At 67.6% G+C, this 17,185-nt stretch carries 17 protein-coding genes; 7 read left to right on the top strand and 10 right to left on the bottom strand.

The annotated features are described in order from the left end of the window. The first annotated feature begins 180 nt into the window (after positions 1 to 180). From K9D12_RS13150 to trxA, 5 genes are all read left to right on the top strand, one after another. Entirely contained in the window at positions 181 to 2,037 is a 1,857-nt protein-coding gene (locus K9D12_RS13150; protein ID WP_129666556.1) for a protein kinase family protein, read from the top strand. Further along, positions 2,034 to 2,570: an RNA polymerase sigma factor SigM gene (gene sigM, locus K9D12_RS13145; protein ID WP_118913946.1), complete on the top strand. Its 537-nt coding sequence runs from the start codon at positions 2,034 to 2,036 to the stop codon at positions 2,568 to 2,570. The genes K9D12_RS13150 and sigM overlap by 4 nt, the downstream gene beginning before the upstream one ends. 124 nt (positions 2,571 to 2,694) lie before the next feature. Continuing rightward, complete coding sequence (locus K9D12_RS13140) at positions 2,695 to 3,672, top strand: hypothetical protein (protein WP_129666554.1); 978 nt, start codon at positions 2,695 to 2,697, stop codon at positions 3,670 to 3,672. Positions 3,673 to 3,761: 89 nt separating this feature from the next. After that, positions 3,762 to 4,766: a thioredoxin-disulfide reductase gene (gene trxB, locus K9D12_RS13135; RefSeq protein ID WP_047311223.1), complete on the top strand. Its 1,005-nt coding sequence runs from the start codon at positions 3,762 to 3,764 to the stop codon at positions 4,764 to 4,766. 62 nt (positions 4,767 to 4,828) lie between these two features. Then, positions 4,829 to 5,155: a thioredoxin gene (gene trxA / locus K9D12_RS13130; protein ID WP_047310866.1), complete on the top strand. Its 327-nt coding sequence runs from the start codon at positions 4,829 to 4,831 to the stop codon at positions 5,153 to 5,155. Positions 5,156 to 5,243: 88 nt separating this feature from the next. Here trxA and K9D12_RS13125 read toward each other — a convergent pair whose 3' ends face one another. From K9D12_RS13125 to rpmH, 10 genes are all read right to left on the bottom strand, one after another. Beyond that, the gene (locus tag K9D12_RS13125; RefSeq protein ID WP_129666552.1) at positions 5,244 to 6,686 is read right to left on the bottom strand and encodes a sodium:alanine symporter family protein; all 1,443 of its coding nucleotides are present in this window, start codon (positions 6,684 to 6,686) and stop codon (positions 5,244 to 5,246) included. A gap of 168 nt (positions 6,687 to 6,854) precedes the next feature. After that, complete coding sequence (locus K9D12_RS13120) at positions 6,855 to 7,238, bottom strand: sulfite exporter TauE/SafE family protein (protein ID WP_129666550.1); 384 nt, start codon at positions 7,236 to 7,238, stop codon at positions 6,855 to 6,857. Further along, complete coding sequence (locus K9D12_RS13115; protein ID WP_129666548.1) at positions 7,231 to 8,448, bottom strand: ParB/RepB/Spo0J family partition protein; 1,218 nt, start codon at positions 8,446 to 8,448, stop codon at positions 7,231 to 7,233. Before K9D12_RS13115 ends, K9D12_RS13120 begins: the two co-directional genes overlap by 8 nt. Before the next feature lie 88 nt (positions 8,449 to 8,536). Next, positions 8,537 to 9,781: a ParA family protein gene (locus tag K9D12_RS13110; protein ID WP_370633522.1), complete on the bottom strand. Its 1,245-nt coding sequence runs from the start codon at positions 9,779 to 9,781 to the stop codon at positions 8,537 to 8,539. Between the two features lie 702 nt (positions 9,782 to 10,483). Continuing rightward, entirely contained in the window at positions 10,484 to 11,239 is a 756-nt protein-coding gene (rsmG, locus tag K9D12_RS13105) for a 16S rRNA (guanine(527)-N(7))-methyltransferase RsmG (protein ID WP_370633521.1), read from the bottom strand. A gap of 23 nt (positions 11,240 to 11,262) precedes the next feature. Continuing rightward, the gene (locus K9D12_RS13100) at positions 11,263 to 11,760 is read right to left on the bottom strand and encodes a R3H domain-containing nucleic acid-binding protein (protein WP_047310862.1); all 498 of its coding nucleotides are present in this window, start codon (positions 11,758 to 11,760) and stop codon (positions 11,263 to 11,265) included. Positions 11,761 to 11,777: 17 nt separating this feature from the next. Beyond that, the gene (gene yidC, locus K9D12_RS13095; RefSeq protein WP_187036635.1) at positions 11,778 to 12,911 is read right to left on the bottom strand and encodes a membrane protein insertase YidC; all 1,134 of its coding nucleotides are present in this window, start codon (positions 12,909 to 12,911) and stop codon (positions 11,778 to 11,780) included. Further along, complete coding sequence (gene yidD, locus K9D12_RS13090; protein WP_223060443.1) at positions 12,911 to 13,240, bottom strand: membrane protein insertion efficiency factor YidD; 330 nt, start codon at positions 13,238 to 13,240, stop codon at positions 12,911 to 12,913. Before yidD ends, yidC begins: the two co-directional genes overlap by 1 nt. Then, positions 13,237 to 13,656, bottom strand: a complete 420-nt coding sequence (gene rnpA / locus K9D12_RS13085; protein ID WP_187036631.1) for a ribonuclease P protein component — start codon at positions 13,654 to 13,656, stop codon at positions 13,237 to 13,239. Before rnpA ends, yidD begins: the two co-directional genes overlap by 4 nt. Before the next feature lie 18 nt (positions 13,657 to 13,674). Beyond that, complete coding sequence (gene rpmH, locus K9D12_RS13080) at positions 13,675 to 13,812, bottom strand: 50S ribosomal protein L34 (protein ID WP_047310858.1); 138 nt, start codon at positions 13,810 to 13,812, stop codon at positions 13,675 to 13,677. 477 nt (positions 13,813 to 14,289) lie between these two features. Between rpmH and dnaA the strand changes: the two genes are divergently transcribed. Both dnaA and K9D12_RS13070 read left to right on the top strand, forming a co-directional pair. Further along, positions 14,290 to 15,789 carry a chromosomal replication initiator protein DnaA gene (gene dnaA / locus K9D12_RS13075; RefSeq protein ID WP_047311220.1) on the top strand — a complete coding sequence of 500 codons (1,500 nt, stop codon included), beginning with the start codon at positions 14,290 to 14,292 and terminating at the stop codon, positions 15,787 to 15,789. Between the two features lie 52 nt (positions 15,790 to 15,841). Beyond that, positions 15,842 to 17,098: a multidrug effflux MFS transporter gene (locus tag K9D12_RS13070; protein ID WP_370633520.1), complete on the top strand. Its 1,257-nt coding sequence runs from the start codon at positions 15,842 to 15,844 to the stop codon at positions 17,096 to 17,098. Positions 17,099 to 17,185 lie beyond the last annotated feature (87 nt).

The raw sequence follows: 17,185 nt of genomic DNA, 5'->3' as shown, positions 1-17,185 counted from the left end.
TTTTTATACCCCCCGGGGGGGGGGCGGGGGGGGCGCCCCCCCCCCCCCCCCGCGATACCGGCCGGTTGTCAGGCCCCTTGCTTAGGATGAGCCGAGCCTGCTGTCGCCCGCGCTCACCCGACGTCCAGCGTCGTACCCGGACGGCAGCGACATCGATGGCGTCGACGACGAGGAGTTCGAGTGCAGGGCATCACCAAGGGCACAGTGCTGGGAAACCGGTACGAACTGACGTCCGAGATCTCGGACGCGCCCGGGCTCGCCCGCTGGCTCGCCCGTGACGAGAAGCTGGGCCGCGAGGTCGCCATCACGGTATTCGGCTCCAAGTCCTCCCATGCCGCGGCTGCGCTCGACAGCGCCCGCCGCGCCGCCGGCGTCGAGGACGACCGCCTCGTGCGCGTGCTCGACGCAGGGAGCGACGACGACCACTCCTTCGTCGTCGAGGAGGCCCACACGGGCGCGCACAGCCTCGCGGATCTCGTCCGCTTCGAAGCCATGCACCCGGAGGAGGCTCGCCGCATCGTCGGTGAGACTGCGAGCGCCCTCGAGGCCGCGCGTCAGCGGGGCCTGCACCACCTCACGCTCTCCCCCCGCCACGTGCTGCGCCTCGCAGACGGTTCCATCGCCGTCACACAGGTGGCCGTCGGAGGCGCCCTCGCCGGCCGTGACGACATCTCCTCCGCCGAGGCCACCAAGCGTGACGCGGCGGCGTGCGTCAAGCTGCTCTACACCGCGCTCACGGGCGAGTGGCCGGGCAAGGCCGAGGAGATCACCGGCCTCAAGGGCCTCACCGTGGCCGAGCGTCGCGCCGACGGGCAGATCGCCACCCCGTCCGAGGTCGTCGACGGCATCCCGAGCGACCTCGACACGATGTGCCGCCAGTCGCTCAACTACGACGAGACACCGCGCACGCCAGGCGAGGTCGCCCGTCAGCTCGCCCCCTGGTCGGCACAGATGATCACGGCACCCGGCAAGGGACGACGCTCGGACGACGCCGCGGGCGACGAGGACGAGAAGGACCAGAACTTCACCGTGCGTCGTGCCGCCGACCGCATCGAGGGTGAGGGCCGACGCGGCGTCGGTGCCGTCGGCGCGGCCGCCCTGGCCGCCGCAGGCACCGCGGGCGCCGCCAAGGGTGCTCGACGACTCAGCAACGCCGACGACGACACCGATCCGGGCGCCCGGGCGGAGGGCCCGCGCGCAGCCCTGCCGCGCAAGCCCGCGCCCCGTGCGGCGAATGAGCAGGATCCGGCGGACGCGACGATGATCGGCCGCCCGGTCCAGTTCGACGCCGACGAGACCACCCAGTTCTCCCTCGATGACGAGGACGCGGCCTACCACCGCACGACGTACGACCCCTCGTTCGAGGAGCTCGAGCCGCCGGTCCCCGGTTTCCACGGCGGCACCGACGACCCCGACGCGGGCAGCAGCAAGCTCGCGCTCGGTATCGTCGCGCTCTTCGTCATCGGTGCCCTCGTGCTCGCTGTCCTCGGCATCCGCGGCATCGGTGGTAATGCCGACACCCCTGCCGCGTCCAACTCCGGCTCCGCGTCCTCGGGCGCTGCGTCGTCCGGCGCGTCGCCCTCGGGCTCGGCCAGTCGGGCCGGCACTCCCGTGAAGGTCCAGAGCGCCTCCGTCGTCAATCAGCGCGGCATGCGCGTCAACGACTCCAGCTCCATGGCGCAGGCTGTCGACGGTGACGCCAGCACAGCATGGAAGAGCCTTCTGTATCGCAACCGCCCCTGGGGCGGTTACCCGGGTTACGGTGGCCTCGCACTCAATCTCGGCACCTCGACCGACGTGAAGAGCATCAAGATCACGCCGGGTGAGGGCCAGCCGCTCACCGCCAACGTCTACGTCGGTGACGCGCCCGGCACCGCGGGCAAGAAGGTGGGTTCGGTCTCGAATGCGACGAGCCAGCAGACGATCTCGTCCACTGCGAAGGGAAGCTACGTGACGATCTTCATCACGACGCAGAGCCTCGCGCCCGGCACGTCCTACTACCAGTCGGCCGTCTCCGAGGTCTCGGTAGAGAAGTGAACGGCTACGAACTTCGCGAGTTGAGCGACGTCGCTCTCGTCGACGCGTATCGCGAGGGCAACGCCGACGCTTTCGGAGTGCTGTTCGAACGCTACAAGGACAAGATGTGGGCCGTGGCGTTGCGCACGACCCGCGACCAGGAGCTCGCCGCAGACGCGGTCCAGGAAGGCTTCATCGCTGCGTTCCGACGCATCGACTCCTTCCGCGGCGACGCCCAGTTCTCCACGTGGCTGCACCGCATCATCGTCAATTCCTCCCTCGATCGACTGCGCCGGCTCAAGCCCACGCAGGAGTGGCCGGAGTACGACATCGCCGACAAACGCGACGAACACGCACAGACCGACGTCCGCCTCGACGTGCGCGAGGCCCTCGACAAGCTCCCCGAGGGCCAGCGCGTCTGCCTCGTGTTGCTCGAGATGGAGGGCCTGTCCGTCGCCGAGGTCGCCCAACAACTCGGCATCGCCGAAGGCACCGTCAAGTCCCGCTGCGCCCGTGGGCGCACCGCTTTGGCCGAGCTCCTCGGGGTCACCTGAACGCGCCTCGCCGGCTCCTCACGCAACGTTCCGAAAAATTCTCGAACCGTGATGGAACCGAAGCGACGTCCCTCGCGTCGGAGACCATGAAGCGAACGTATGCCCAGCAGAAAGGAGGCCCGAGATGACCCGGAACTTCCGTGACGAGTGGGAGGCGGCCAACAGCGGCCGCTCGAAGGACGAGCAGCCCGCCGACCTCGCACCCGAACACGTCCAGGACGAGATCTCGGCTCTGCTGCGCCGCAGCGCAGCCGAGGACGGGCCCGAACTCGCCATGCCCCGCGATGTCGAGGCGCGTATGCGTGAGGCGTTCAAGGCTGAGTTCGGCGACCGCGCCTCCGGATTCGACGAGAGCAAGCGGGCCTCGTCCGGCAGCTCCACCGTCGTGCCGCTGCCGGCCCGTCCGCGCCGCACCGAATCCGCGCAGCGTGCCGAGTACGACCCCGACTCCACGCGCCCGGCGTCCGTGACGCCGTCGCGTCCCGCGCCTGCCCGTCCCGCAGCGGAGACGTCCGCACGCGCCGAGTCCGAGCGTGATCACTCCGTCGCCTCGCTCGACGCGCACCGTGCCCGCAAGAAGGGTGGCTTCGGCAAGGCCGCGCTCGCGCTCGGTGCTGCGGCCGCCGTCGCCATCGGTGCCGTCGGCGTCTCGAAGTCGCTCGGCGGCAACGACGACGCCCAGGTCGCTGACGGCCCGAGCCCGTCGTCGTCGGTGAGCAGCGGAGCGAACGACGGCACGCAGAACTACGCCTCGCGGGTGCGCGTCACCCAGACCGAGACGCAGTACACGTCGGACTCGCTCGCCACGCAGGCGGCTTCGCTGCCCACCTCGACGAGCACCCCGATCGAGCCCAAGCAGGCCGACGCCCAGTCGCTCGGCCCGCTGGCCACCGGCACCGGTGTGCAGTCCTGCCTCGACGCCGTCGACGCCGGCCTCGCGCAGGCGCCGGACAAGGTGTACGCCGACTTCGGTTCCTACGACGGCCAGCCCGCCGTCATCGTCGTCACGGTCAAGGACGGCAAGAAGACGGCCTGGGTCGTCTCGCGCACGTGCAGCAAGGCCGATGACCTCAAGGCGGGGCCGACGCCCATCTCCACCTGATGCCGAGCGCGCGTGTGCGCCGGGGAATGACGCGCGGATAGAGTGCGTTGACCTACGCGAACCGCATCAAACCGACGAAGGAAGCTTTCGTGAGCGACCAGGCCGTGCGCAACCTCATCATCATCGGCTCCGGCCCCGCCGGGTACACCGCTGCCGTCTACGCGGCGCGTGCCAACCTCGAGCCCCTCGTGTTCGAGGGCTCCGTGACGGCCGGTGGCGCGCTCATGAACACCACCGAGGTCGAGAACTTCCCCGGTTTCTCCGACGGCATCATGGGCCCGGACCTCATGGAGAACATGCGCGCCCAGGCCGAGCGATTCGGCGCCGAGCTCGTGCGTGACGACGTCACCGCCGTCGACCTCACGGGCGATGTCAAAACGGTCACCGACGGTGAGGGCGTCGTTCACAGGGCGAACGCCGTCATCCTGGCCATGGGCTCGGCCTACCGCGAGCTGGGGCTGCCCGACGAGAAGCGCCTGTCGGGTCACGGCGTCTCGTGGTGCGCCACGTGTGACGGCGCGTTCTTCCGCAACCAGGACATCATGGTCGTCGGCGGCGGCGACTCTGCCGTCGAGGAGGCCACGTTCCTCACGCGCTTCGCGAACAGCGTCACCCTCGTGCACCGCCGCGACGAGCTGCGCGCCTCCAAGATCATGGCCGAGCGCGCCGAGAAGGACCCGAAGATCCGTTTCGCGTGGAACAGCGAGGTCGTCGCGATCCACGGCGACGCCAAGGTCTCGAGCGTCACGCTGCGCGACACCGTCACCGGCGAGGAGCGCGAGCAGGAGACCACGGGCCTGTTCATCGCCATCGGCCACCTGCCGCGCAACGAACTCGTCACCGGCCAGATCGACCTCGACGACGAGGGCTACGTCCTCGTCCAGGACCGCACGACGCACACCAACGTCGACGGCGTCTTCGCCTGCGGCGACCTCGTCGACCACGTCTACCGCCAGGCCATCACGGCCGCCGGTTCCGGCTGTTCGGCCGCCCTCGACGCGGAGCGCTTCCTCGCCTCGCTCGACGCCGCCGGCGAGCCCAAGCCCGACGCGTCCCTCACCGCAGAGCCGCAGGGCACGGACGAGCCGCGCTGACGCGCGTCGTCCCCACCGTTTCTCTTCACCAGCACTGACCGACGTCCCGGAAGGAATGCCCCATGGCAACCACCAAGCCCACCACCGACGCCACGTTCGAGGCTGACGTTCTCAAGAACGACAAGCCCGTCCTCGTCGACTTCTGGGCCGAATGGTGCGGCCCGTGCCGCGCCATCGCGCCGATCCTCGAGGAGATCGCCGCCGCGAACGGCGACAAGATCGAGGTCTTCAAGCTCAACACCGACGAGAACCCCGCGACGTCCGCCAAGTACGGCATCACGGGTATCCCGACGATGAACGTTTACCAGAACGGCGAGGTCGTCAAGACGATCGTCGGCGCCATGCCGAAGCCGAAGCTCCTGCGCGAGCTTGAGCCCTTCATCGGCTGATCATCGCTTTCAGCAAAGACTGCGGCCCCCGTCGAATCGACGGGGCCGCAGTCTTTCGTGTCGAGCGCTGACGGAGGTCAGGCGCCGATCACTCGGGTGTTGCGCTGCGCGCCGGGGGCGCGTCCCAGAGCTGGACGTTCTTCGCCTGCGGGAGGCTCGAGCGTTCGAACACGGGATCCTTGCCGGCGGCACGCTGCGTGAGGAAGTCCTTGAGCAGCGCCACGGACAGCCCGCCGAGCGGGAGCAGGGCAAGCAGGTTGATCGTGGCCATGATGCCCATCGCGAGGTCCGCTATGTTCCACACGAGGGCCACCGAACCAAGAGCACCGCCGACTACACACACGAGGACGCCGACACGGAACGCCGTGAGCAGGCCCTCGCCCGGCTTGGACTCGGTGAGGAAGCGGATGTTCGCCTCGCCGTAGTAGCTGTTGCCGAGGATCGACGACCAGGCGAGGAAGAAGATGACGATCGACAGGAACGGCCCGGCCCACGATCCGACCTGCGACTGGAGGGCGGTCTGCGTCAGTCCGATGCCCTCCGGGTCGCTCACGCCGTACTTAGGCTGCGTCAGCAGAATGATGAACGCCGTCGCCGAACACACGATGATCGTGTCGAAGTAGACGCCCAAGGCCTGCACGAGACCCTGCTTGACCGGGTGCGATACCTCTGCGGTTGCGGCGGCGTTCGGCACCGAACCCATACCGGCCTCGTTGGAGAACAGACCACGACGCATGCCCTGCATGAGGGCCGCACCGAACGCAGCACCCGTGACCTGCTCGAAGCCGAGGGCGTGACCGACGATGTGGCCGATCATCGCCGGAACCTCGCCGATGTTCATCGCGACGACGACGAGCGCCACGCCGACGTAGGCGACGGCCATGACCGGCACGATGATCTCCGTGACGGCAGAGAGGCGACGCACGCCGCCGAAGATGACGGCTGCGGTCAGCGCGGCGACGATGAGCCCGATGATCCAGGCCAGGCCCTTGGCGTCGTCGAAGTTGGCCTGCACCGAGGCGCTGATCGAGTTGGCCTGCACGGCGTTGAAGACGAAGCCGTACGTCACGGTGATGACGACGGCGAACGTTGCGGCCATGCCCTTGCGGCCCAAGCCTTCGCGGATGTAGTACGCCGGACCACCGACGTAGCCGTCCTTGCCGCGCACCTTGTAGAGCTGCGCCAACGTGGACTCGATGAACGCGGTGGCACCACCGAGGATGGCGAGCATCCACATCCAGAACACGGCGCCGGGGCCACCGATGGCGATGGCTACCGCGACACCGGCGATGTTGCCCGTACCCACGCGGGACGCCGCGGAGATGGTGAAGGCGCGGAACGCCGAGATCCCGTCGTTCTCGCCGGCACCGGAGGGCGTCTCCTTGATGGCTCGGAACATCTCCGGCAGCAGCCGCACCTGGACCACCAGGGTGCGCGCCGAATACCAGAGGCCCGCAGCCACGAGCAGGGCGATGACGAGATACCAGAACTTGTCGTTGATCGTCGCAATGAAGTCGGCTGCTGCTTCCATGCCCCGTACCCTACGGTGCGCAGAGAGCCGATGCCGGAATGAAACTGGTTGAAGACGCCGGTGTTTCGTCAGATGTTCCGTGTGTCTGTGCGGGTGTGCACAGCGGCCCCACGCCCGATGTCGGACGTGGGGCCGGTGCGCTCGCCCGCTCGAGCGGGCATGGTTCGGTCAGTCGCGGGGACGCCCACCCCGCAGCTCACGGGTGATTGCGACCGCACAGATGCCCAGCACTGCCGCGCCGAGGACGGCTTTCAGCCACTCGCCGTTGATGAGGTCGCTGACGAAGAAGTACCCGAATACGACGGCCAGGATCGCGAAGACGATGAGCTGGATCGAGGGACGACCGGTGCGCCGATCGATCGCCCGGTCGCTCAACGGGTCCGTGCCCTGCTGGAACGGGGAGTTCGCGACGTCGTCGCGGGTGAAGCGTCCGTCCTGCGTCGAGTCGAGGGCACTGCTGCCGTCGGGGTTCAGGTGCTCCCCCTGAGCGCCCTTGGCTTCGGAGTTCTCAGGCAGGTCGCCGTCCGGCGTGGGGTTCTTGCGCTCAGTCACGATCGATCCCGAGGGCGTCCATGATGCGGTTGAGGTCGTCGACGGAGGCGAACTCGACGGTGAGCTTGCCCTTGTTCTTGCCCATCGTGATGCCGACGCGCGTGTCGAGCTTGTCCGACAGGTTCGACGCGAGGTCGTCGAGCTCCGGGTTGGGCTCCCGCGGCGTGGCGGTGCGGCGGGGCTTCTTGTCCTCACCGATCGCGACGATCTCCTCGGTGGCACGCACCGAGAGGCCCTCGGCGACGATGCGCTGGGCGAGACGCTCCATGGCGGCCGGGTCGCTCATGCCGAGCAGGGCCCGGGCGTGGCCGGCCGACAGCACGCCTGCTGCGACACGACGCTGGACGACCGGGGGCAGCTTGAGCAGACGGATCGTATTGGAGATCTGCGGGCGGCTGCGACCGATCTTCGAGGCGAGTTCGTCGTGCGTACAGCCGAAGTCCTCGAGCAGCTGCGCGTACGCGGCGGCCTCTTCGAGCGGGTTGAGCTGGCTGCGGTGGAGGTTCTCGAGCAGCGCGTCGCGCAGCAGGTCCTCGTCCGTGGTCGAACGGACGATGGCCGGTACGGCCTCGAGGCCGGCTTCCTGCGAGGCGCGCCAACGGCGCTCACCCATGATGAGCTCGTACGGTGTCGTCGCGTGCTCGGGGTCTTCCGCCGGCACGGGACGCACGACGATGGGCTGGAGAACGCCGATCTCGCCGATCGAGTGGACCAGCTCGGCCATGTGTTCCTCGTCGAACACCGACCGCGGCTGCTTCGGGTTCGGGCGAATGAGCGCAGGTGCAATCTCGGCGAACTCGGCGCCGGGCACGGGAGCGAGTTCCGGCTGTTCCTTTTCGGTCGGCGTCTCGCTCGGCGTGGCGTTCTCGAGCTTCTCGATCTCCGTTTCACGTGAAACGGTGGGAGCCTTGCCGGCGGGCTGCGTCACCGCGGCCGCCGCGGCCGCGAGGTCAGCACGCCGGTGCGTGGCCGAGCGCGGCGCCGTGCGGGGCTCGGTCTCGCGCGGCTGGTTGTACGAAGGGCGGGGCGTGAGGGCCTCGCTGAAGCGCGACTCACGGGCTGCGGGGGCCGCGGCGGCCTCCTGAGCAGCCTGCTCGCGCTTGCTGTCGGTGAAGAAGACGTCGGTGGGTCGCGTCACCCGTGTCGGCTCGGTCGCGTTGGGGATGAGGGCACCGAGACCTCGCCCGAGGCCGCGTCGCTTGTCGTTCATCGCAGTCCACTTCCTACTGAGTCGATCGAACCGCTCACGGCTCGTGATCCGAACATGCCGGTCGAGCCGGCGGGGTGGTGTGTGGGCGTCATCGGCCGATACGTCCGGAGGGTTCCGGAACCTCTGTGCCGCGCAGCGCGATCTCCCTCGCAGCGTCGCGGTAGCTGAGAGCGCCGGTACTCGACGGGTCGTACGTCATGACCGTCTCGCCGTGGCTCGGTGCCTCCGAGATTCTCACCGAACGCGGCACCAGGGCGCCGAGCACCTGGTCCGGGAAGTGCGTGCGCACCTCTTCGGCCACCTGCGCGGACAGGTTGGTGCGTCCGTCGTACATCGTGAGCAGGATCGTCGAGACGTGGAGGCCCGGGTTGAGGTGCATCTTGATCATCTCGATGTTCTTGAGGAGCTGGCTCAGCCCCTCGAGAGCGTAGTACTCGCACTGGATCGGGATGAAGACCTCGTCCGCCGCAACGAAGGCGTTGACCGTGAGCAGACCGAGGCTCGGCGGGCAGTCGATGAAGACGTAGTCGTAGCGGTCTTCGTCACTCGCCGCCGCAAGTTGCGCGTTGATCGCTCGGTGCAGGCGCGACTCGCGGGCGACGAGCGAGACGAGTTCGATCTCCGCGCCGGCCAGGTCGATGGTGGCAGGAGCGCACCACAGGCCCGGGATCTCCGGGCACTCCTGGACGACGTCGGCCAGGGGCGTGCCCTCGACGATGACGTCGTAGACACTCGCCACGTCCGAGTGGTGCTCGATGCCCAGTGCCGTCGACGCATTGCCCTGCGGGTCGATGTCGATGACGAGGACCTGGAGGCCGGCCTGGGCAAGGGCGGCGGCCACGTTGACCGTGGTCGTCGTCTTGCCGACGCCACCCTTCTGGTTGGCCACAGTCAGCACCCGCGGGTGGGCCGGACGCGGAAGTCGTTCCACACTCGTGAGGGCGGAGCGGGCCGCGCGGGCCCGGACCTCCTGCTCCCCGTCGGAGCTCTGCGCGAGCGGCGTTTCCATGGGTTCCTCGCTCGTCGTCATGTCCTGGCCGGACGTCTCGTGCGTGACGGTCGACCCGAGAGGGGCATAAGCGGGAACCGCCGGCTCGTCCTCGTCGGGTTCCTGTTCACGCCAGGCATCGTCCGTGACGCGGTCAAAACTCGGCACCCGCGGACGTCCGGCTCGGCGAGCCTTGCGGGAGGGCAGAGCCTGCGCGGCCAAGGCGGTGTCGGCCGGGATCTGCGCAGCATCGTCGTCAGTGGAAGCAGGTGCGCTGAGGGCGCCGGCCGCGGTGGCCGACTCGGTCGACGCCGGTGCCGTTGCACCCTCCGAAGAGGCCGAAATGTCGGCCCCCGACGCGTGATGCCGAGGCACGTAGGCGGGCTCGCTCGCCTCGGCCGGATCTGCCGCCGGTACCTCGGTGACGGTCGTTGCCGCGTCACCCACCGCGGCCTCGTCCTCGACGGCGACTTCCTCGAGCTTATGTGTCGAAGCGCCGTCCTGCTGTGTCACCGCGGGCTGATCCACCTGCGATGTTTCACGGGAAACATCGTGGCTCCCGAGGAGGATGTCGTAGCCCTTCGCCTCGGAGGGAGCGACGCCTGAAGCATCGGCCGCCGGAACATCACGTCGGGCATCTGGATCGTTCTCAGGAGCAGGGGTCTCGGCGATCGGCTCGAGCGCCTCCGCCTGCACCGGCGTCTGCGGGTCGAGCACTACTGACTCTGCGCCTTCCGAGTTCGTCATCCTCGTTTCACGTGAATCACGAGGGGCGCCGTCAATGTCGACAGCGGTCTCGACGACGACTTCCTCAACGGCCGACGTCGGCAACCCCTGCCATCCCACCGGTGTCGGTGAAGAGGCAGATTCAGCGGCGCCCGGCGTGATCGCCGGCCAGCCCACGGGTGCGGTCGTTGTCACCGTTTCTCCTTGAAGTCGCGTTGACGAGCCCGCCCATTGTGTCACCTTCGCGAACGGCCCCGAACGCAGTTGTCCCCAGGCTCCGGCTAGCCGGCACACCTGGGGACAACGTCAAGAAAACTGGGCTCAGTCGCGACGACCCTGTATGCGCGCCGCCTTCTTCTTCGCCGTTGACGGGCCGGTTCCGGCCTGCTTCCGGGTGAGCTGCGGTGCCAGGCCCTCGACACTCAGGCGCAGGGTGACGGTCTCCGGGTCGACAATTCCGGCGCCCCACGTCTCGACGTCCGCCTCGACGACCTTGAGCTTGCGCAGGATCGAGGCGTCCTCGTCCCGTTCGAGAGCCGCGCTCGAACCCTTGAGCACGAGCATCTCGCCACCCCGCTGAACGAGGGGCAACGACCATCGGGCGAGTTCGCCTATCCGGGCCACGGCACGGGAGGTGACGACGTCGAACGAACGCTTGCCCCACAACTCGTCAGCCCGAGCCCGCACCACCTCGACGTTGTCGAGTTCGAGGTCGTCGATGACGCGCTCGAGCCAGACGGTGCGGCGCAGCAACGGCTCGACGAGCGTCAAGCGCAGGTCCGGCCGTGCGATGGCGAGCACCAAGCCGGGCAGTCCGGCGCCGGCGCCGATATCGGCCACGGCGCTCTCGTCCGCAATACCGGGATGGACGACGGCGCAGTTGAGCACGTGCCGTTCCCACATGCGCGGAACCTCACGTGGCCCGACGAGGCCGTGCGTCACCCCTGTGTCACACAGGTGCGCGACGTAGCGCTCCATGACGTCGACACGCGCACCGAGGAACTCTCGTGCGGCATCCGGAGTGGGCGGCGGTGGAGCCGCTTGACCGATCGTCGGTGTCTCCTCCGGGGTGTTCACGTCCGGTCGTTCCACGTGAAACGTCAGTTCGGAAGAACGACGACGTAGCGGTTCGGCTCGGTGCCCTCGGACTCGGAGGTGAGACCGGCGGCCAGCACGACGTCGTGGACGACCTTGCGCTCGAACGCGCTCATCGGCTCCATCTCGACCTTCTCGCCCGATTCCTTGACGCGCGCGACGGCCTCGGCGCCCTTGGTCTCCAGCGTCGAGCGTCGCTCGGCGCGGTGGCCGGCGATGTCGAGCATCGCGCGGCTGCGCTCACCCGTCTCGGCCTGGACGGCGAGGCGCATGAGTTCCTGCAGCGCATCGAGGGTCTTGCCGTTCGAACCGACGAGCGAGCGGGGCACCTGCCCCTCCTCGGAGTCGACGATGGAGACGGACGCGCGGTCACCGTCGACCTCGACGTCGATGTCACCGTCGAGGTCGGCGATGTCGAGCAGCTTCTCGAGGAAGTCGGCAGCGATCTCGCCCTCGCGCTCGAGGTTTGTCACGTCGGAACGCGCGGAGGTGTTCTCGGACATCCTTGCTACCTCTGCTTTCAGTTCTTCTTGCGCTTCGCGCGCGGGGTGTTCTTCTTGGGCTGGTTACGCGGGCCGGTCTGCTGGGCCTTGGCCGGACGGACGTTCTCCTTGACCGGGCTGGAAACCTCAGTGGAGGTGTCCGCGGTCTTCACCGACTTGTCCTTCTTAGCGGACGCCGGCGTGGCACCGCTCTTCGCGGCCTGCTGCGCCTTGGCCTGCTCCTGAGCGCGGTCCATCGCCTGCTGGAAACGCGTCTTCGGCTTGCCCTCGTTCTCCTTGCGCAGGTCGTCCATCGTCACGGTCTTGTGCTCACGGCCCTTGGAACGGTTGCGCTCCTCGAGCTTCTTCTCGGCGTCCGAACCCGGGGTCGGCATGCGACGGATGACGTACCACTGCTGGAACATCGTCCACAGGTTCGTGACGAACCAGTAGATGAGAACACCGATCGGGAAGTTCACACCGGAGATCGCGAAGAACAGCGGCATGAGGTAGATGATGATCTGCTGCTGCTTGGCCATCGGGCCCTCGAGCGCGGCCTTCGGCATGTTGCGGCGCATGAGCTGGTGCTGCGTGATGAACGACGTCGCCGACATGAGGATGATGAGCAGGACGGCGACCCACTTGGCTGCACCCCAACCCGACGTTCCCATGAAGGTGGACGAGAGCTTCGCTCCGAGAAGAGTCGAGCTCTCGGCCTGGCTCGCGAGCTCCTTCGTGAGGAAGCCGATGGGCCCACGGTCACCGCGGGCGATGTCGTCGAGGTTGTTGAGCACGCGGAAGAGCGCGAAGAAGAACGGTGCCTGCAGCAGGATAGGCATGCAGGAACCCATGGGGTTGGTACCGGTGGTCCGGTACAACTCCATCATTTCTTCTTGCTGCTTCTGGCGGGACTCCGGGTCCTTCTTGCCTTTGTACTTCTTCTGGATCTTCTGCATCTCGGGCTGCACGAGCTGCATGCGGCGCGAGGCGTGGATCTGCTTGACGAAGAGCGGGATGAGCAAGATACGCAGGACGATCACGAGTCCGGCGATCGAGAGGGCCCAGGTCCAGCCCGACGCTTCAGGCAGCCCGACGAGGGTGAAGAGCTTGTGCCAGCCGACCATGATGGCGGCGACGAACCACTCGAGCGGATAGAGCAGGGTGTCAAGCATCAATCATCCTTCGCTTTGACGGGTGCAGGTGCGGCGTCGGACCGTCCGTGCTCCCCGTGGGCCGAGTGGCCCTTCGGTGGAACGTGGTCGACCCCGCCGGGGTTCCAGGGGTGACAGCGCGCGAGACGCTTCAGGGTGAGCCAGGTGCCCTTGATCGGCCCGAACCGGGTGAGCGCCGTGAGGCCGTAGGACGAGCACGTCGGGTAGAACCGGCAGGTAGCAGGTAGCGCGGGCGAGATCCAGCGGCGATAGAAGCGCACGATGACGAGCAGGGGCCGGACGGCAACATGTCGCCAACCCGTCACATCGTCGGCCGTGGACGTCGTCATCGCTCCGCTCCGGCACTCGCCGTTTCACGTGGAACGCCGTCGTCGGTCCGAATCCGCTTGTGCGCCTTCGTGAGCATGCGCTGCAGTTCGGCACGGACGGCGTCAGTGCCGGCGCCGGCGATGGCCGGGTTGGCGCGCACGACGATGTCGAGACTCGGATCGAGGCGAGACAACTCGTCACGCACGAGATGACGCAGCACCCGCTTCGTGCGCGAGCGAACCACCGCGTTTCCGACGGCCTTGGATACGACAAAACCGACGCGCGGCCCCACCCTTTCCGGGTGCGCGAGGCCGGACGCGTCGGCGTCGATCATCTGGACCACGAGCAGCGAACCGCCGGCTCGACCGGAGCGGCGATTCCGCAGAACGGCGCGGTACTGCCCGGCGTCACGCAGACGGTGAGGCGCTGGCAGCACGGCCGTTGCCGCCGAGGCTCAGGCGGAGAGCTTGCTGCGGCCCTTGGCGCGGCGGTTGGCCAGGATGGCGCGGCCGGCGCGGGTACGCATACGCAGACGGAAGCCGTGCGTCTTGGCGCGGCGACGGTTGTTGGGCTGGAAGGTGCGCTTGCTCACGTCGATCTCCGATGAAATGGGCGAGCGCTGACGCGTCGCCGTCGTACTGGTGGTCTAGTTGTCGCGCCGCCGATTTCTCGGTTGTTTCGGGCAATGTCGCGATGTGCGCGTCTCGACCCGAGCCCCATTTGGGGCGCAGACAATCGCCATCAACTGTACGGGCCGTGACCAAGCCGGTCAAAACGACACACGCGCGACTCGATGTTCAACGGCGCACACGCGCAAATAACACATGTGTGATTCATACGGGCGAGGTGAAATCCAGTCGACACGCCGTTAACGTGTCCGGAAAGCAGACCCGTTGTCCTCTCCAGCGCCCCGAAGCCGCGACACTCCGGTACACAGGCTGTGGATAACGTTGTGGAAACCACCCTTAGTATGGGCGTTCCACAGACGAGCACCGCACCAGGAGGAGCCTTCGTGACCACCGACGAGCCCGTCGACTACGAACGCACGTGGCACGCCGCCCTGGCGGAAATGAGCAAGCACGGCATCGGTTCTCGTGACCGAGCCTTCCTCAACCTCACGCGCTTCGTCGGCCTCATCGGTGAGAACGTCCTGCTGTCCGTTCCCTTCGAGCAGACCAAGCGCATGCTCGAAGGTCCGCTGCGCGACCAGGTCGCCGAGGCACTCTCGAACCAGCTCGGACAGCAGGTTCGCGTCGCCATCTCCGTCGACGAGAGCCTTCAGGCCGCAGTCCAGGAACTCGACGGCGCGGGCGCCGATGCGGAAGGTGCTGCACAGACTGGCGCAGATGCGAATCCCGACATGAACGCCCAGGAGCCCGACCACTCCGACGGCACACTCGGATTCTCGCTGCCGGGCGGCTCCCAGATCGCGGCCGAGCAGGTTCCGCGTCCTCGATCGGCGCACCCCGGCGTCGTTCTGCCCCCCCGTTCCGTGGGTGGCCGCACGGACGCTCCGCCGCCGAGCGACGAGGAGTACTCGCCACGGCTCAACCCGAAGTACACCTTCGACACGTTCGTCATCGGTGACAGCAACCGCTTCGCCCACGCGGCCGCCATCGCGATCGCCGAGGAGCCCGGACAGGCCTACAACCCGCTGTTCATCCACGGTGACTCGGGCCTCGGCAAGACCCACCTGCTGCACGCCATCGGGCACTACGTGCACGACTACCACCCCAAGTTGCGGGTGCGCTACGTCAGCTCCGAGGAGTTCACGAACGACTTCGTCAACTCCATCCGCGACGACCGTGCGGCCACCTTCCAGCGCCGCTACCGCGACAACGTCGACGTCCTGCTCATCGACGACATCCAGTTCCTCCAGGGCAAGGAGCAGACGCAGGAGGAGTTCTTCCACACGTTCAACGCTCTTCACTCCTCGGGCAAGCAGATCGTGCTCACCTCCGACCAGCCGCCGGAGAAGCTGACGACGTTCGCCGACCGCATGCGCAGCCGGTTCAAGTCCGGCCTCACGACGGACGTGCACCCTCCCGAACTGGAAACCCGCATCGCGATCCTGCGCAAGAAGGCCAACGCCGAGCGCATGGACATCGGCGACGACGTCCTCGAACTCGTGGCCTCGAAGATCTCGACGAACATCCGAGAGCTCGAGGGCGCGCTCATCCGCGTCGCTGCGTACGCCTCGCTCCAGAAGGAGCCGGTCGACCGGGCCAAGGCGGCGTTCGTCCTCAAGGACGTCGTACCGAGTGAGACCGGGCAGATCACGGTGCATCAGATCATCTCCGAGACGGCCGTCTATTTCGGTGTCACGGTGGACGACATCAAGGGCACGTCCCGCTCGCGCAACCTCGTCACCGCGCGCCAGATCGCGATGTATCTCTCACGTGAACTGACCGAGCACTCCTTCCCCCAACTGGGGCAGCACTTCGGTGGACGTGACCACACCACCGTCATGCACGCGGAGAAGAAGATTCGCCAGCTCATCGGCGAACGTCAGCCGATCTACGACCAGATCACCGAGCTGACGACACAGATCAGGCGCCGCAGCGCTTGATCCACGAGGGTGTGTTTCACGTGAAACACACCCTCTCTCGTAGGCTCGGTCGGTGACTTCCGCCCCACGACGCGCCGGCGTCCTGCTGACCCTCATCCTGGCCGGCCTGTCGATGTTCGGCCCGTTCAACGTCGATGCGCCGCTGCCCGCCTTCGGCGAAATGGGTGCGGAGTTTCACGTGGAACCAGCCGCGATGCAGTTGGTCGTCAGCGTCTACCTCCTCGCCTTCGCGCTGATGAGCCTGCTCCACGGCCCCATCTCCGACGCCGTGGGCAGGCGTCCCGTCATGCTCATCGGCATCGGCGTCTACGTCGTCGCGTCCATCGGATGCGCCCTGTCGACCTCCCTGACGATGCTGCTCGTCTTCCGCATGTTCCAAGGGTTCGCGGCCGGTGCAGGGCAGATCATCGCGCGAACCGTCATCCGTGACCTCTTCGAGGGAGCGGAAGCGCAGCGACTCATGAGCCAGGTCTCGATGATCTTCGGTGTCGCACCGGCCGTGGCGCCCGTCGTGTCCGGGCTCCTCCTCCAGGTGGGCTCCTGGCGCACGATCTTCTGGTTCCTCGTCGCCTTCGGCATCATCATGGCCGTCTCGGTTGCTCTTTCTCTGCCGGAAAGCCTCCCCGCCGAGCACCGGACGCCGCTGCGCGTGGGCTCACTCGTGTCTGGGCTGCTCGCCGCAATGCGGAGCGGCCGCTTCATGCGCGTGGCCTTCGCAGCCGCGTTCTCCTTTGCGGGCCAGTTCCTCTACATCTCCGCCGCACCGTTGTTCCTCATCGGACTGCTCGGTCTCGGCGAATCAGACTTCTGGGTGTTCTTCGTCCCGATGGTGGCTTGCATGATCACCGGATCCTGGACGAGTGGACGGCTCGCCGGACGGGTGACGAGCGACCGCCAGATCACCTACGGCCTGGGCTTCGCCCTCCTCGCGGCCTCAGCGGGCGCCATTGTCTCGGTGACGCCGGTCGGCTACGTCCTGCCGTGGGCCATCGTGGCTCCCGCTCTCATCGCCTATGGGATCGGGCTGTCCCTGCCCACCCTGCAAATTGCCATGCTCGACCAGTTCCCCCACGCCCGCGGAAGCGCGGCGTCGGCGGGCACCTTCGTCAACCTCGTGACAAGCGCTCTCGTGGCAGGTCTCGTGGCTCCTTTCGCGGCCGAGAGCGCCTGGACGATGGCGGTCACGGCGCTCGGTCTCGTCATGCTCGGGGCCGCGATGTGGCTGTGGCACCTCGTCTCGACCCGCCCCGTCAACGCGCTCCGTCAGAGCGTCCGACGCACTGTCCCCGGCTCGTCCCGTCGGTCTTGAGCTTGGGGCCGATAGTCGGGGTTGTCCACAGGTTCTGGGGACAACCCTGGGGACGCTGTGGGCAACGACCGCTCGGACTCCCCATCA

Origin of the sequence: Dermacoccus sp. Tok2021, from assembly GCF_019895135.1 — a bacterium.
GTDB lineage: Bacteria > Actinomycetota > Actinomycetes > Actinomycetales > Dermatophilaceae > Dermacoccus > Dermacoccus abyssi.
Note: the sequence above shows the minus strand (reverse complement) of the source record. Positions and strands in the feature narration are given on the sequence as shown.